At 62.3% G+C, this 14,623-nt stretch carries 15 protein-coding genes; 12 read left to right on the forward strand and 3 right to left on the reverse strand.

All coding sequences use genetic code 11. The annotated features are described in order from the left end of the window. The 3 genes from spoT to ACIOMR_RS11330 form a co-directional block, all read left to right on the forward strand. Positions 1–2,047: bifunctional GTP diphosphokinase/guanosine-3',5'-bis pyrophosphate 3'-pyrophosphohydrolase (gene spoT, locus ACIOMR_RS11320; RefSeq protein WP_401194114.1), on the forward strand; the 2,047-nt coding region annotated here is incomplete at its 5' end. 24 nt (positions 2,048–2,071) lie between these two features. Further along, positions 2,072–2,452 (forward strand): RidA family protein, encoded by a 381-nt coding sequence (locus ACIOMR_RS11325; protein ID WP_003213288.1) that lies wholly within the window; start codon positions 2,072–2,074, stop codon positions 2,450–2,452. Positions 2,453–2,515: 63 nt separating this feature from the next. Then, positions 2,516–3,259: a hypothetical protein gene (locus ACIOMR_RS11330; protein ID WP_177080584.1), complete on the forward strand. Its 744-nt coding sequence runs from the start codon at positions 2,516–2,518 to the stop codon at positions 3,257–3,259. A 43-nt stretch (positions 3,260–3,302) separates the two neighbouring features. Here ACIOMR_RS11330 and ACIOMR_RS11335 read toward each other — a convergent pair whose 3' ends face one another. Further along, the gene (locus ACIOMR_RS11335) at positions 3,303–4,154 is read right to left on the reverse strand and encodes an SDR family oxidoreductase (protein ID WP_102604062.1); all 852 of its coding nucleotides are present in this window, start codon (positions 4,152–4,154) and stop codon (positions 3,303–3,305) included. A 188-nt stretch (positions 4,155–4,342) separates the two neighbouring features. Between ACIOMR_RS11335 and exbB the strand changes: the two genes are divergently transcribed. The 9 genes from exbB (at position 4,343) to ACIOMR_RS11380 (ending at position 12,980) form a co-directional block, all read left to right on the forward strand. Beyond that, positions 4,343–5,329 carry a tonB-system energizer ExbB gene (gene exbB / locus ACIOMR_RS11340; RefSeq protein WP_401194119.1) on the forward strand — a complete coding sequence of 329 codons (987 nt, stop codon included), beginning with the start codon at positions 4,343–4,345 and terminating at the stop codon, positions 5,327–5,329. 6 nt (positions 5,330–5,335) lie between these two features. After that, positions 5,336–5,761 carry a TonB system transport protein ExbD gene (exbD, locus tag ACIOMR_RS11345; RefSeq protein WP_003213296.1) on the forward strand — a complete coding sequence of 142 codons (426 nt, stop codon included), beginning with the start codon at positions 5,336–5,338 and terminating at the stop codon, positions 5,759–5,761. Beyond that, positions 5,758–6,507: an energy transducer TonB gene (locus tag ACIOMR_RS11350; protein WP_003213297.1), complete on the forward strand. Its 750-nt coding sequence runs from the start codon at positions 5,758–5,760 to the stop codon at positions 6,505–6,507. The genes exbD and ACIOMR_RS11350 overlap by 4 nt, the downstream gene beginning before the upstream one ends. Before the next feature lie 167 nt (positions 6,508–6,674). Next, positions 6,675–7,010 carry a cupredoxin domain-containing protein gene (locus tag ACIOMR_RS11355; RefSeq protein WP_003213299.1) on the forward strand — a complete coding sequence of 112 codons (336 nt, stop codon included), beginning with the start codon at positions 6,675–6,677 and terminating at the stop codon, positions 7,008–7,010. 3 nt (positions 7,011–7,013) lie between these two features. Then, positions 7,014–7,832 carry an FTR1 family protein gene (locus ACIOMR_RS11360; protein ID WP_401194124.1) on the forward strand — a complete coding sequence of 273 codons (819 nt, stop codon included), beginning with the start codon at positions 7,014–7,016 and terminating at the stop codon, positions 7,830–7,832. A 19-nt stretch (positions 7,833–7,851) separates the two neighbouring features. After that, positions 7,852–8,382, forward strand: a complete 531-nt coding sequence (locus tag ACIOMR_RS11365) for an iron transporter (RefSeq protein ID WP_087693714.1) — start codon at positions 7,852–7,854, stop codon at positions 8,380–8,382. Between the two features lie 114 nt (positions 8,383–8,496). Beyond that, the gene (locus tag ACIOMR_RS11370) at positions 8,497–9,417 is read left to right on the forward strand and encodes a hydrogen peroxide-inducible genes activator (RefSeq protein ID WP_003213305.1); all 921 of its coding nucleotides are present in this window, start codon (positions 8,497–8,499) and stop codon (positions 9,415–9,417) included. Positions 9,418–9,425: 8 nt separating this feature from the next. Next, positions 9,426–11,501, forward strand: a complete 2,076-nt coding sequence (gene recG, locus ACIOMR_RS11375) for an ATP-dependent DNA helicase RecG (RefSeq protein WP_003213306.1) — start codon at positions 9,426–9,428, stop codon at positions 11,499–11,501. 78 nt (positions 11,502–11,579) lie between these two features. Then, positions 11,580–12,980 (forward strand): aminoacyl-tRNA deacylase and HDOD domain-containing protein, encoded by a 1,401-nt coding sequence (locus tag ACIOMR_RS11380; protein WP_087693715.1) that lies wholly within the window; start codon positions 11,580–11,582, stop codon positions 12,978–12,980. A gap of 134 nt (positions 12,981–13,114) precedes the next feature. Here ACIOMR_RS11380 and ACIOMR_RS11385 read toward each other — a convergent pair whose 3' ends face one another. Next, positions 13,115–13,495: a hypothetical protein gene (locus ACIOMR_RS11385; protein ID WP_008439448.1), complete on the reverse strand. Its 381-nt coding sequence runs from the start codon at positions 13,493–13,495 to the stop codon at positions 13,115–13,117. 125 nt (positions 13,496–13,620) lie between these two features. Continuing rightward, positions 13,621–14,544 (reverse strand): type VI secretion system-associated lipoprotein TagQ, encoded by a 924-nt coding sequence (gene tagQ, locus ACIOMR_RS11390; RefSeq protein WP_003213311.1) that lies wholly within the window; start codon positions 14,542–14,544, stop codon positions 13,621–13,623. Positions 14,545–14,623: the final 79 nt, after the last annotated feature.

The following is a 14,623-nucleotide window of genomic DNA, read 5'->3' on the forward strand; positions in this document are numbered from 1 at the left end:
CAACCTGGTCCGCCGAGCGTATTTCTACGCCGAACAAGCCCACGACGGCCAACGCCGCCGCAGTGGCGAGGCGTATGTCACGCATCCTCTTGCCGTGGCCAATATTCTTGCCGACATGCACATGGACCATCAGAGCCTGATGGCCGCGATGCTGCATGACGTGATCGAAGACACCGGCATTGCCAAGGAAGCGCTCAGTGCGCAATTTGGCGAAACCGTGGCCGAACTGGTCGACGGGGTCAGCAAACTGACCCAGATGAACTTCGAGACCAAGGCCGAAGCCCAGGCGGAAAACTTCCAGAAGATGGCCATGGCCATGGCCCGGGACATCCGGGTGATCCTGGTCAAGCTGGCCGACCGGCTGCACAACATGCGCACGCTGGAAGTGCTGTCCGGTGAAAAACGCCGGCGCATCGCCAAGGAAACCCTGGAAATCTACGCGCCCATCGCCAACCGGCTGGGCATGCACGCCATTCGTATCGAGTTCGAAGACCTCGGCTTCAAGGCCATGCACCCGATGCGTTCCGCGCGCATCTACCAGGCAGTGAAACGCGCCCGGGGCAATCGCAAGGAAATCGTCAACAAGATCGAAGAATCCCTGAGCCATTGCCTGGCGATCGATGAGATCGAGGGCGAAGTCAGCGGCCGGCAGAAACACATCTACGGCATCTACAAGAAGATGCGCGGCAAGCGCCGGGCCTTCAACGAGATCATGGACGTGTACGCGTTCCGGATCATCGTCGACAAGGTCGATACCTGCTACCGCGTGCTGGGTGCTGTACATAATTTGTACAAGCCCCTGCCGGGACGCTTCAAGGATTACATCGCGATTCCCAAGGCCAACGGCTATCAGTCGCTGCATACCACGTTGTTCGGTATGCACGGGGTGCCGATCGAGATCCAGATCCGCACCCGCGAAATGGAAGAGATGGCCAACAACGGCATCGCCGCCCATTGGCTGTACAAATCCACCGGCGACGAGCAGCCAAAAGGCACCCATGCCCGCGCCCGCCAGTGGGTCAAGGGCGTGCTGGAAATGCAGCAACGTGCCGGCAACTCCCTGGAATTTATCGAAAGCGTGAAGATCGACCTGTTCCCGGACGAGGTCTACGTGTTCACGCCCAAAGGCCGGATCATGGAGCTGCCCAAAGGCTCCACGGCGGTCGACTTTGCCTACGCGGTGCACACCGACGTGGGTAACAGCTGCATAGCCTGTCGGATCAATCGTCGACTGGCCCCGCTGTCGGAACCGCTGCAAAGCGGCTCCACGGTGGAGATCGTCAGCGCACCGGGCGCGCGCCCGAACCCGGCCTGGCTCAACTTTGTGGTCACCGGCAAGGCTCGCACCCACATCCGTCACGCCCTGAAACTGCAACGCCGTTCCGAGTCCATCAGCCTGGGCGAACGCCTGCTGAACAAGGTGCTCAACGGCTTCGACAGCTCACTGGACAAGATCCCGGCCGAACGCGTGCAGGCGATGTTGCACGAGTACCGCCAGGAACTGATCGAAGACTTGCTGGAAGACATCGGCCTGGGCAACCGCATGGCCTATGTGGTCGCGCGCCGCCTGCTGGGCGAAGGCGAACAGTTGCCAAGCCCCGAAGGCCCGCTGGCGATTCGCGGCACCGAAGGCCTGGTGCTCAGCTACGCCAAGTGCTGCACGCCGATCCCGGGCGACCCGATTGTCGGCCACCTGTCTGCGGGCAAAGGCATGGTGGTGCACCTGGACAACTGCCGCAACATCAGTGAAATCCGCCACAACCCCGAGAAATGCATCCAGCTTTCGTGGGCAAAGGATGTCACTGGCGAATTCAACGTCGAGCTGCGGGTCGAGCTGGAACACCAGCGCGGCCTGATTGCCCTGCTGGCCAGCAGCGTGAACGCGGCCGACGGCAATATCGAGAAAATCAGCATGGACGAACGCGATGGCCGCATCAGCGTGGTCCAACTGGTGGTCAGCGTGCACGACCGCGTGCACCTGGCCCGCGTGATCAAGAAACTGCGCGCCCTGACCGGGGTCATCCGCATCACCCGCATGCGCGCCTAGCCCATCCATTACAAGGAGTCATTCATGACCAAGACTGTTATCACCAGCGACAAGGCACCAGCAGCAATCGGTACTTATTCCCAGGCGATCAAGGCGGGCAATACCGTCTACATGTCCGGCCAGATTCCACTGGACCCAAAAACCATGGAGCTGGTTGAAGGCTTTGAAGCCCAGACCATCCAGGTCTTCGAAAACCTGAAGTCGGTTGCCGAAGCTGCGGGCGGTTCGTTCAAGGACATCGTCAAACTGAACATCTTCCTCACCGACCTGAGCCACTTCGCCAAGGTCAACGAGATCATGGGCAAGTACTTCGAACAGCCGTACCCAGCCCGCGCCGCCATCGGCGTTGCCGCCCTGCCAAAGGGCGCGCAGGTTGAGATGGACGCCATTCTGGTCATCGAGTAAAACATCCGGCGCAGCGCTTCCACGGGAAGGCTGCGCCGAATTGGTTCTTGGAAGGATTTCGTAATGCGCAAAGCGCTCGTTGCCTCTTCGTTGCTCGCCCTGTTGCTCGGCGGCTGCGCCAGCAATCCCGCCGACCTGGATGTGAGCGGCACCTGGATCAACCAGGCCGCCATCGACGCGGCAGCCAAGGGCGGCCCTTTGCGTGAAGCCCTGCAGAGCTATGGTCCGAACCTCGAATGGGAGGTGAACACCAAAGCGTCCCAGGCCCGCTACTACAACGGTTTTGAAGTAGCTGAAGGCAAATTGCTGGGTGAAAAATCCGGCGCCTGGAGCGTCGACTTCTACGGCAGCTCCGCCACTGAACTCAAGCGTAAAGGCAAACTACTGTTGCAAGGGGCCAATGATAACGAGCCCGAGCAGCTATTTGCCCGCGCCAAGGACCCTGCCCCCGAAGGCGCGCCACTTGGCGCCAACTTCGAACGCACCCTGTACGCCGCCTATATGGGGGGCACCTGGAAAATCAGCAGCGGCAACGGCGAAGGCGCGACGGTGCAGTTCCAGGCCAATGGCCAGGTAACCGGCTTGCCCGGCGCTGATCAGTACTCGCTGTGCCTGGCGGGCGATTGCGCCTCCATGAGCGGCGGCTACGACAGTATCTGGCTACAGTTGAACGGCCAGGGCAACCCGTGGATCTTTGCGCGCAAGGGCAAGCAACTGGAGATCTTCCAGGCGATCAACACCGCCCAGGCCGACGAGGTACCCTCGTTCACCCCCGGGCCACGACAGTGGTTGCTGGAAAAACAGTGACGCAAAAAAGGAGCCCTCAGGCTCCTTTTTCTTCAAGCCGCGATCAACCCTCCAGGATCGCCGCATACCCTTCGCGATAACTCGGATAACGCGGCACCCAGCCCAACGCCTTGGCCCGGGCGTTGCTGCACTGCTTGCTACCGGCGCGTCGCACGCTGGCGTTCTCGGCCCATTCGGTCACGCCAAGGTACTCGCGCAACCAGGCAACCACCTCGGCCAGCGGGGCCGGAGCATCGTCAACGCCGATGTAGCACTTATCCAGCACACCCCCCTGCTCCACGTGCTGCAGCAAAAACGCCAGCAAACCCGCCGCGTCATCCGCGTGAATCCGGTTGCCATATAAAGGCGGATCAATCGCCACGCGATAGCCCTGGCGCACTTGGCTCAGCAGCCATTCCCGGCCCGGGCCATAGATACCGGTGAGGCGCACCACGCTCGCGGGAATGCCGCTATTCAACGCCACTTGCTCGGCTTCCAGCATGACTTGGCCGGAATAACCGCCTGCCTTGGTCTCGGAGCTTTCGTCGACCCACTCACCGTTCTGCTGCCCATACACACTGCTGCTGGACACAAACAGCAGGTGCCTGGGCTCCTGGCCGTAGTCGTTCAGCCACTCCAGCACATGCCGCAACCCTTGCACGTATGCCGCACGATAACCCGCCTCGTCGTGATCGGTGGCGGCCGCGCAATACACCAGGTAATCCACCCCGCCCACCGGCCAGGTATCGGGGCAGTCTTCATTGAACAGGTCGCCGGCAATCCCGATAACGCCCTTGGGAAGGCGCGAAATATCCCGCCGCAGGCCATGAACCTCCCAGCCCTGGGCCAGCAATTGGGTGGCCAGACGGCTACCGACATCGCCGCAACCGGCAATCACCACAGAAGGCGCAGACATCACAAAACTCCGTTCTTAAAGGTCAAGGTTAGCCCCCGCAGATGACCAGCGGCCAGCAAAACGACAAATAAAGTAACTGTATTACTTCTGTTAACAAGAATTACTTGCAATAATAACCGCCCATTTGTCCTCGACCCGTTACGGTCTGGAAGGACGCTCACTCATTTTTTCTCTCAGGTCCGGCCAGCATGACACGCAATACATCCCCCGCTTCGCCAACCAAGCCTCACAGCCCATCCCGCGCCTGGCGTGCGATTGCTGCAGTGCTGTTCAGCGTCCTGCTGACACCGACCGCCGCGTTCGCCGACAACACCGCGCCGGCCGCCCCGCCTGCAGCGAGCGCGCCAGCTACAGAGCAAAACGCTCCTGCGCCAGCCGCCGCACCGGCCGCGACCGACCCGGCCCTGGCCGCCGAAGGTGCTCCGGCTGACGATTCCGGCGTCGTGCTGGAAGAAGACAACAGCCTGGGCATGGCCCACGACCTGTCGCCGTGGGGCATGTACCAGAACGCTGACATCATCGTGAAGATCGTGATGATCGGCCTGGCCATCGCTTCGATCATCACCTGGACCATCTGGATCGCCAAGGGCTTCGAACTGCTGGGCGCCAAGCGTCGCCTGCGCACTGAAATCGTCCACCTGAAAAAAGCCACCACCCTGAAAGAAGCCAGCGAAAGCGCGGCGAAGAAGGGCACCCTGGCGCACCTGCTGGTTCACGACGCACTCGAAGAGATGCGCCTGTCGGCCAACACCCGTGAAAAGGAAGGCATCAAGGAACGCGTCAGTTTCCGTCTTGAGCGCCTGGTTGCCGCCTGCGGTCGCAACATGAGCAACGGCACCGGCGTGCTGGCCACCATCGGTTCCACCGCGCCCTTCGTCGGCCTGTTCGGTACCGTATGGGGCATCATGAACAGCTTCATCGGCATCGCCAAAACCCAGACCACCAACCTCGCCGTCGTGGCGCCCGGCATCGCCGAAGCCCTGCTGGCAACCGCACTGGGCCTGGTTGCCGCGATTCCTGCGGTAGTCATCTACAACGTCTTCGCCCGTTCGATCGCCGGCTACAAGGCGCAGGTGTCGGACGCTTCGGCAGAAGTCCTGTTGCTGGTCAGCCGTGACCTCGATCACCTGCCTACCGAGCGCAGCTCGCAACCGCATATGGTGAAAGTGGGGTAATCGGCCATGGGCCTGCATTTGAATCAAGGCGACGACGAGCTCGTCGAGAACCACGAAATCAACGTCACGCCGTTTATCGACGTGATGCTGGTGCTGCTGATCATCTTCATGGTGGCAGCACCGTTGGCCACCGTGGATATCAAGGTCGACCTGCCCGCTTCCAGCGCGAAACCTGCGCCGCGGCCGGAGAAACCGATATTCCTCAGCGTGAAGGCGGACCAGCGTCTGTTCCTGGGCGAAGAAGAAGTCAAATCCGACACCCTGGGCGCGGTGCTCGACGCCAAGACCCAGGGCAAGAAAGACACGACCATCTTCTTCCAGGCCGACAAGGGCGTGGACTACGGCGACCTGATGAGCGTGATGGATGCCCTGCGGGCCGCCGGCTACCTCAAGGTAGGCCTGGTCGGACTTGAGACGGCAGCCAAGAAATGATCACGACGCGCCACAAACTGACGCGTTATGGCACCAGCCTTGCCGTCGTGCTGGGCGTCCACGCCGTCGCGATCATCATCGCGCTCCAGTGGTCGGCGCCACATATGGTCCAGCTGCCTCCGGCCGCCATGGTCATCGACCTGGCACCGATGCCGGCGCCGCCACCTCCGGCCCCGCCGAAGGTGATCACGCCACCACAGCCGCCTGCGCCAGTCGAAGAGCTGCCATTGCCGAAACTGGCCGAGGCACCTAAGCCGACGATCCAGGTGCCAAAGCCGGTCAAGCCCAAGCCAAAACCACAGCCGCCCAAGCCTGTGGAGAAGAAGCCCGATCCGCCCAAGGAAAAACCTTCCGAAGAGCCGCCGAGCGAAACTCCGCAGAACAACGCGCCTACGGAAAAATCCGCCCAGCCACAACCGGGCCCTTCACCGCAGCAGATCGCGGCCAAGGCCACCTGGGAAAGTACCCTGCTGGGCCACCTGCAGAAGTACAAGAAGTACCCGCCGGGCGCCCAGGCGCGTGGCAAGGAAGGCCTGAACCGCCTGCGTTTCGTGGTTGATGCCGATGGCAACGTGCTGTCCTACGAACTGGTGGGCCGCTCCGGCAACGCCGACCTGGACCGCGCCACCCTCGACATGATCCGTCGTGCCCAGCCGCTGCCCAAGCCGCCGGCCGACATGTTGAAAGGCGGGAGCATCGAGATCGTTGCACCATTCGTTTACAACATCGAAAAACGTCGCCGCTAAACCCTACCGTGGGCACTCTCGGGTGCCTACGGCTGTTGCTCCCTCCCCCCGCATCACCGCAACCTGAACCAGGCTTGAACGAGTCAACACCTAACTCGATCTTCACTTGTAACACTTAAAGACAACGCTAATTATCCGCGAATAGTTCTCATTAGCGGACATTCGGCATGCCCAACCTTGCCCGGCTGGCTCTCCTCCTACTGGCTTTACCCGTCGCTGCACAGGCGGATCAGCTGGTCACCCTGGTCATTCAGAACCACACCTTCAGCCCCTCGACGTTCGAGGTGCCGGCCGGTGAGCGCTTTCGCATTCAACTCACCAGCCACGATGAAAGCGTCGACGAGTTCGAAAGCTACGACATGAAATTCGAAAAAATCATCGTCCCCGGCAACACCATCACGGTGTTTGCCGGCCCGCTGCATCCCGGCACCTACACCTTCTTCGATGACTACCACCCCGACCAGGCCAAAGGCACGGTCACCGCCGTCGCGGCCAAGGAGTAAGCCATGCTGGCCTGTCTGTTGATCGTGTTTCGAGAAGTGCTGGAAGCCGGGATTGTGGTGGGCATCGTGATGGCCGCCACCCAGGGCCTGGCAAGACGTGGGCTGTTCATTGGCGGCGGAATCGCAGCCGGCGTGCTCGGTGCCGGCATCCTCGCACTATTTACCGGCGCAATTACCCAGGCGCTGCAGGGCTTTGGCCAGGAGATTTTCAACGCAGCCATCCTGGTGGTCGCCGTAGTCATGCTGGGCTGGCACAACCTGTGGATGGCCAGTCATGGTCGCGAGCTGGCGACCCAACTGCGCAGCGTCGGCAATTCAGTACTCAAGGGTGAAAAATCACTCTGGGCCCTGGCCGTGGTCATCACCGTGGCCGTGCTGCGCGAAGGCTCGGAAATCGTGCTGTTCCTCTATGGCATCGCCGCCTCCAGCCAGACAGACCCACTGTCGATGTTGGCCGGCGGCGTGCTCGGCATCGTCGCCGGCGCCGCGCTGTCCTGGCTGATGTACCGCGGCCTGGTCGCCATCAGCCTCAAGCGCCTGTTCTCGATTACCGGCTGGATGATCGCCTTGCTTGCCGCCGGCATGGCTGGCCGGGCCGCCGCGATCCTCGCCGGTATCGACCTGATTCCCGCCTGGGGCTACCAGCTCTGGGACACCTCCTGGCTGGTCTCCGATGGCAGCCTCACCGGCCGCGCATTGACCGCGCTGGTGGGCTACACCGACCGACCTCTGGGCGTTCAATTGGTGGCGTGGCTTGTCACCCTCTCGCTCCTGGTGCTGGGTAACCGTTTACTGCATTCACGCCCGACACAATCACATTAACCGCCCCAGGAGCCCCACCATGAAACACCTGCGCAACCCCTTCGCCGCCGCACTGCTGCTCGTCAGCGCCGTGGCCGCTTCCTCCCTCGCCCAAGCCCGCGAATACCCGATTGGCGGACCGGTGCAGATCAATGACATGGAGATCGCCTCCTCGTACTTGGTGGGCATCGAAATGGCGCCCATGCCGCCAGGCATGGTGATGAGCAAGGACTCGGTACACCTTGAGACCGATGTGCACGCCACCGCCGACAACAAATACGGCCTGTCCAACGGTGAGTGGGTGCCCTACCTGACCATCAGCTACTCACTGGTCAAGGAGGGCTCGCCCGACTACAAGGAAATCGGCACGCTGTTGCCGATGGTGGCCAAAGACGGCGCCCACTACGCCAACAACGTGAAAATGGACGGCCCCGGCACCTACACCGTGGTGTTGCGCTATGAAAGCCCACAGATCAAGGGCTTCTTCCACCATGTAGACAAGGAAACCGGCGTGCCTGAATGGTGGGCTCCCTTCACCGAAACCTTCACCTTCAAGTACCCGCAAAAGTGAAATACGGGGCGGCGATACCCGATTAACCGGTGTCGCGGCCCCTACGCTGTCTGATAACGTGCGTCTATCGATTGCAGCCGGTATGCTTGGCCCGCAACCTCATGGACGCCCGCTATGACTCTTACAGAATTACGCTACATCGTTACCCTCGCCCAAGAGCAGCACTTCGGCCACGCGGCCGAGCGTTGCCACGTCAGCCAGCCGACGCTGTCGGTGGGTGTGAAGAAGCTTGAAGACGAACTCGGTGTGCTGATTTTCGAGCGCAGCAAAAGCGCTGTGCGCCTGACGCCCGTCGGCGAAGGCATCGTCGCCCAGGCCCAGAAGGTTCTAGAACAGGCCCAAAGCATTCGCGAGCTGGCCCAGGCCGGCAAGAACCAGCTGACCGCCCCGCTGAAAGTCGGCGCCATCTACACCGTCGGCCCGTACCTGTTCCCGCACTTGATTCCGCAACTGCACCGCGTCGCGCCGCAGATGCCGCTGTATATCGAAGAAAACTTCACCCACGTGCTGCGCGACAAACTGCGCAACGGCGAGCTGGACGCGATCATCATCGCCCTGCCGTTCAACGAGGCGGATGTGCTGACCCTGCCGCTCTACGATGAACCGTTCTACGTGCTGATGCCGGCGTCCCACCCATGGACGCAGAAAGACACCATCGACGCGGGCCTGCTCAACGACAAGAGCCTGCTGTTGCTGGGCGAAGGCCATTGCTTCCGCGACCAGGTGCTGGAAGCCTGCCCGACCCTGACCAAGGGCAACGACGGCGCCAAGCACACCACCGTGGAGTCCAGCTCCCTGGAAACCATTCGCCATATGGTCGCCTCCGGACTGGGTATCTCGATCCTGCCGCTGTCGGCGGTCGACAGCCATCACTACGCCCCCGGCGTGATCGCCGTGCGCCCACTGACGCCGCCGGTACCGTTCCGCACCGTGGCGATTGCCTGGCGTGCGAGCTTCCCGCGTCCGAAAGCGATTGAAATCCTCGCCGACTCGATCCGCCTGTGTTCGGTGGCCAAGCCGCCTGCTGCGAGCTAAGTAACGGTATGACTGAGCTGTCGCAGGTATCGGTGACGGCACTCAAGGGTGTCGGGGAGGCCATGGCCGAGAAGTTGGCCAAGGTCGGGCTGGAAAATCTCCAGGACGTGCTGTTCCACCTGCCCCTGCGTTACCAGGACCGCACCCGCGTGGTGCCCATCGGCCACTTGCGCCCTGGGCAGGACGCCGTGGTTGAAGGCACCGTCAGCGGCGCCGACGTGGTCATGGGCAAGCGCCGCAGCTTGGTGGTGCGCCTGCAAGACGGCACCGGCGGCCTGAGCCTGCGCTTCTACCACTTCAGCAACGCCCAGAAGGAAGGCCTCAAGCGTGGTACCCGCGTGCGCTGCTACGGCGAAGCCCGGCCCGGCGCTTCGGGGCTGGAAATCTATCACCCGGAATACCGCGCGATTACCGGCGACGAACCGCCGCCGGTAGACACCACCCTCACGCCAATTTACCCGCTCACCGAGGGCCTGACCCAGCAGCGCTTGCGCCAACTGTGCATGCAGACTCTGACGATGCTCGGGCCAAAAAGCCTGCCCGACTGGCTGCCCCAGGAACTGGCGCGCGACTATCAACTGGCGCCGCTGGATGATGCGATCCGCTACCTGCATCACCCACCCGCCGATGCCGACGTCGACGAGTTGGCTCTCGGGCATCACTGGGCCCAGCATCGCCTGGCGTTCGAAGAACTGCTGACCCATCAACTGTCCCAGCAGCGCCTGCGCGAGAGCATGCGTTCGCTGCGCGCGCCGGCCATGCCCAAGGCCAAGCGCCTGCCTGCGCAATACCTGGCCAACCTGGGGTTTGCACCGACGGGCGCCCAGCAACGGGTCGGCAACGAAATTGCCTACGACCTGAGCCAGAAAGAACCGATGCTGCGGCTGATCCAGGGCGACGTGGGCGCGGGTAAAACCGTGGTCGCCGCCCTCGCCGCGTTGCAGGCCCTCGAAGCCGGCTATCAGGTGGCGCTGATGGCGCCCACCGAGATTCTCGCCGAGCAGCACTTCATCACCTTCAAGCGCTGGCTCGAACCGCTGGGCCTGGAAGTCGCGTGGCTGGCCGGCAAGCTCAAGGGCAAGAACCGCGTAGCCGCCCTGGAGCAGATCGCCGCCGGCGCCCCGATGGTGGTGGGCACCCACGCGTTGTTCCAGGACGAAGTGAAGTTCAAGAATCTGGCGCTGGTGATCATCGACGAACAGCACCGCTTCGGTGTGCAGCAGCGCCTGGCCCTGCGCCAGAAAGGCGTGGGCGGCCGCATGAGCCCGCACCAGTTGATCATGACCGCCACACCGATCCCGCGCACCCTGGCCATGAGCGCCTACGCCGACCTCGACACTTCGATCCTCGACGAACTGCCGCCGGGCCGAACGCCGGTCAACACCGTGCTGGTCACCGACACCCGCCGCGTCGAAGTCATTGAACGGGTACGCGGCGCCTGCGCCGAAGGCCGTCAGGCGTATTGGGTGTGTACGCTGATCGAAGAATCCGAAGAGCTGACCTGCCAGGCCGCCGAAACAACCTATGAAGACCTCACCAGCGCCTTGGGTGAACTCAAGGTCGGGCTGATTCACGGTCGCATGAAGCCGGTGGAAAAGGCCGCGGTAATGGCCGAGTTCAAGGCCGGCAACCTGCAATTGCTGGTGGCGACCACGGTGATTGAAGTCGGCGTCGACGTCCCCAACGCCAGCCTGATGATCATCGAGAACCCCGAGCGCCTGGGCCTGGCGCAACTGCATCAATTGCGCGGCCGCGTCGGCCGGGGCAGCGCCGCCAGCCACTGTGTGCTGCTGTACCACCCGCCGCTGTCGCAGATCGGTCGCCAGCGCCTGGGGATCATGCGCGAAACCAACGACGGCTTCGTGATCGCCGAAAAAGACCTCGAACTGCGCGGCCCCGGCGAGATGCTCGGCACCCGCCAGACCGGCCTGCTGCAATTCAAGGTCGCCGACCTGATGCGCGATGCCGACTTGCTGCCCGCCGTGCGCGACGCGGCCCAGGCGTTACTGGAGCGTTGGCCGGAACACGTCAGCCCGCTGCTGGATCGCTGGCTGAGACATGGGCAGCAATACGGCCAAGTGTGACGGCTGACTCACTTAGACAACCCTCACTTGTATCAAGCTGGTTATACTCCAATGACTGTAGGAAATTGGATTCAGGCCATGTCAGAAGTTGCCCTCGCCACAGCCCCACCGACTGCACCCTCGGTGATTCGGACGCTGCTTGCAAAGCTCGCCATCAGCTACACGGAAGTTGCCGAACGCCCCGGCCTGAACCCGGCGCAGAAGGTTCAAGCCGTACTGCTCGATGATGCCGTGGGTGCACTCATGGTGCTGTTTCCACAGAACCAGTTGCTGGACCTTAATCGCCTCGCCGAGCTCACCGGTCGGCGCCTCACGGCCGTGTCGCCGGAGCGCCTGGAGCGCATGCTCGGCAAGCACAGCCTGAGCCTGCTGCCCGGCCTGCCGCCGCTGACCAGTTCTCCCTGCCTGTACGAAGAAAGCCTGTTGCGTGAGCCGACCGTGCTGGTGCACTCGGGCGAAGCCGGGCTGCTGCTGGAGATTTCCAGCGACGCGTTCAAGAGCATGCTTACCAAGGCCAGCGCCGCGCATTTCGGCGAGCCGCTGAGCAACATCAGGCCAAACCTGGATCGCCCCAACGACGACCGCGAGGAAATCACCCAGGCGATGCAGGCGTTCACCGCCCGCCGTATCCAGCAGCGCCTGGAAGCCACCATCGAAATTCCACCGCTGGCCGATACCGCGCAAAAGATCATCAAGCTGCGGGTCGACCCCAACGCCACCATCGACGACATCACCGGCGTGGTCGAAACCGACCCGGCCCTGGCCGCCCAGGTGGTGAGTTGGGCCGCGTCGCCCTACTACGCCTCGCCGGGCAAGATCCGCTCGGTGGAAGACGCCATCGTGCGCGTGCTGGGCTTTGACCTGGTGATCAACCTCGCACTCGGCCTGGCCCTGGGCAAGACCTTGAGCCTGCCCAAGGACCACCCGCAACAGGCCACGCCGTACTGGCACCAGTCGATCTACACCGCCGCCGTCATCGAAGGCCTGACGCGCGCCATGCCCCGCGCCCAGCGCCCGGAAGCCGGCCTGACGTACCTCGCCGGCCTGCTGCACAATTTCGGCTACCTGTTGCTGGCCCACGTCTTCCCGCCGCACTTCTCACTGATCTGCCGGCACCTGGAGGTCAACCCGCACCTGTGCCACAGCTACATCGAGCAGCATCTGCTGGGCATCAGCCGCGAGCAGATTGGTGCGTGGTTGATGCGCTACTGGGACATGCCGGACGAACTGTCCACCGCCCTGCGCTTCCAGCACGACCCGACCTACGACGGCCAATATGCGGAATACCCGAACCTGGTGTGCCTGGCGGTGCGCTTGTTGCGCAGCCGCGGCATCGGCTCGGGGCCGGATGAATCCATCCCGGACGAACTGCTTGAGCGCCTGGGGCTGACCAGGGACAAGGCAGAGGATGTGGTGAGCAAGGTGCTGGACGCGGAAACGTTGTTGCGCGAGTTGGCTTCGCAGTTCAGCCAGGGATAAATCGGGCGCCTGTTACACCGTATTCGCGAGCAAGCCCGCTCCCACATTCAATCCCATTCCAAAGTTGGAACTCGGTCGAATGTGGGAGCGGGCTTGCTCGCGAATGCAGGCGACGCAGTATTGCTGAAGAACCCCTAGCCTTTGGGCTTTTTCTTCGGCTTCAAATACTTGGTCAACCCCTGGAACCAGATCACCAGCGCCGGGTTGCCCTTGATCTGGATCGACTTGTCCTGAATCCCCGTCATGAACGCCAGTTGCTTGTTCTTCGCCTGCATCGTGGCGAAGCCGTAGGCGGCGTCTTTGAAGGCGATGGCAAACGCAGGCGCGGGATGAACACCCGAGCGGCTGGTAATGCGCTGGTCTTTGACGATGAAGTGACGGGCAACCTTGCCGTCGAGGGTCTGCAACTGGAACGCCAGGTCCTTGTCACCCAACTGCTGCTGGAACGCAGGGTTGGTGCGGCTGGCTTTGCCCATCAACAGGCCAAGCATCCAGAGAAGAAAACGAAATTTCATGCACACGGCCTCAGTGTAATTATTGGGTGGCCGCAGCAGTTTAACGATTTGTGCAAATAACGCTACCGATCTCCCGTTTTAGCAGGAGATCGGCTGGCGTTTAACGCTTATAGCAACAACTTTCCTCAGACGTTAGGGCAAGGAACCGGTGCCCAATCCGCCAGGTTCGGATCACGGCAAGTGCCTTCGATCTGCGCTTTACCGGCGCTGGCAACCTGCTTGCTTTCAGCTTGTTTGGTCTGGGCGGTCTGGATGGTTTTCTCGGTGGCTACGGCTTCTTTCGGCACGGTTGGCAGTACCGGCTTTTTCGCGACTTTTACCGGCTTCTTGCCTTTGGCTGGCGTCACCACCGGCGTCGTATCGGCAGTCGCAACAGTGACCACGTCGGCGCGTTGTACGCCCACTTGTTGCAGATCCTGCTCGTACGCCTGGGTGTAGTTGTTCAGGTCTTCGCTGGCCTTGCCGTTCACCGCGACGATCAGGTCGTTGGACTCTTTCAGGCCCGAGACGATTTCTGCCAGGCGCTTGCGGCCTTCAACGTCGTTGACGGTCTTGGCCTTGCGGTCGGCCACCAGCTTGGTGAACGCGCTCTGGTAGCACTGCTGGGACGCCTTGGCGTACGCGGTGCTGCGGTCGATGTCGGAGGCACGCTTGTTGACGTCGGTGGCGTAGGAGGCGATGCGCTGGTTGTCATCGGTGATCTGCTTCTGGCGCTCGGTGTAGTAACCCGCAGCACCACCGGCCAGGGCGCCGCCCGCTGCACCGATGGCAGCGTTGCGGCCACGCTTGTCGGAGTCGCCGGTCAGGGCGCCCAGCAAAGCACCACCGGCCGCACCCAGGGCGGCGCCGGTGACCACCGACTTGGTCAGGTCCGAATCGGTAGCACGCAGGTGCTGCACCGGCTCGTAGCAGTTCGGGTAGTACTCGACCTTGGTGGTCGAGGCGACCTTGTTGGTCGGCGACGTTGCGCAACCGGTCAGCACCGTGCTGAAGCCTGCGGCAATCAGCAGCAGATGACGCTTGGAAACCGCCTTACGGGAAAAAATCATCGTTGTGTTCTCTTTTAAGTTTGACTTGCCCAGCGCGGCCCACCGCCGCCTGAGTCCCTTCCAAGCTCGCTGTACAACC

This window comes from Pseudomonas sp. NPDC087814 (assembly GCF_044742865.1).
GTDB lineage: Bacteria > Pseudomonadota > Gammaproteobacteria > Pseudomonadales > Pseudomonadaceae > Aquipseudomonas.

Coding starts and splice junctions, on each gene's coding strand:
- ACIOMR_RS11325 (WP_003213288.1), top strand. CDS start 2,072: ATGACCAAGACTGTTATCACCAGCGACAAGGCACCAGCAGCAATCGGT.
- ACIOMR_RS11330 (WP_177080584.1), top strand. CDS start 2,516: ATGCGCAAAGCGCTCGTTGCCTCTTCGTTGCTCGCCCTGTTGCTCGGC.
- ACIOMR_RS11335 (WP_102604062.1), bottom strand. CDS start 4,154: ATGTCTGCGCCTTCTGTGGTGATTGCCGGTTGCGGCGATGTCGGTAGC.
- exbB (WP_401194119.1), top strand. CDS start 4,343: ATGACACGCAATACATCCCCCGCTTCGCCAACCAAGCCTCACAGCCCA.
- exbD (WP_003213296.1), top strand. CDS start 5,336: ATGGGCCTGCATTTGAATCAAGGCGACGACGAGCTCGTCGAGAACCAC.
- ACIOMR_RS11350 (WP_003213297.1), top strand. CDS start 5,758: ATGATCACGACGCGCCACAAACTGACGCGTTATGGCACCAGCCTTGCC.
- ACIOMR_RS11355 (WP_003213299.1), top strand. CDS start 6,675: ATGCCCAACCTTGCCCGGCTGGCTCTCCTCCTACTGGCTTTACCCGTC.
- ACIOMR_RS11360 (WP_401194124.1), top strand. CDS start 7,014: ATGCTGGCCTGTCTGTTGATCGTGTTTCGAGAAGTGCTGGAAGCCGGG.
- ACIOMR_RS11365 (WP_087693714.1), top strand. CDS start 7,852: ATGAAACACCTGCGCAACCCCTTCGCCGCCGCACTGCTGCTCGTCAGC.
- ACIOMR_RS11370 (WP_003213305.1), top strand. CDS start 8,497: ATGACTCTTACAGAATTACGCTACATCGTTACCCTCGCCCAAGAGCAG.
- recG (WP_003213306.1), top strand. CDS start 9,426: ATGACTGAGCTGTCGCAGGTATCGGTGACGGCACTCAAGGGTGTCGGG.
- ACIOMR_RS11380 (WP_087693715.1), top strand. CDS start 11,580: ATGTCAGAAGTTGCCCTCGCCACAGCCCCACCGACTGCACCCTCGGTG.
- ACIOMR_RS11385 (WP_008439448.1), bottom strand. CDS start 13,495: ATGAAATTTCGTTTTCTTCTCTGGATGCTTGGCCTGTTGATGGGCAAA.
- tagQ (WP_003213311.1), bottom strand. CDS start 14,544: ATGATTTTTTCCCGTAAGGCGGTTTCCAAGCGTCATCTGCTGCTGATT.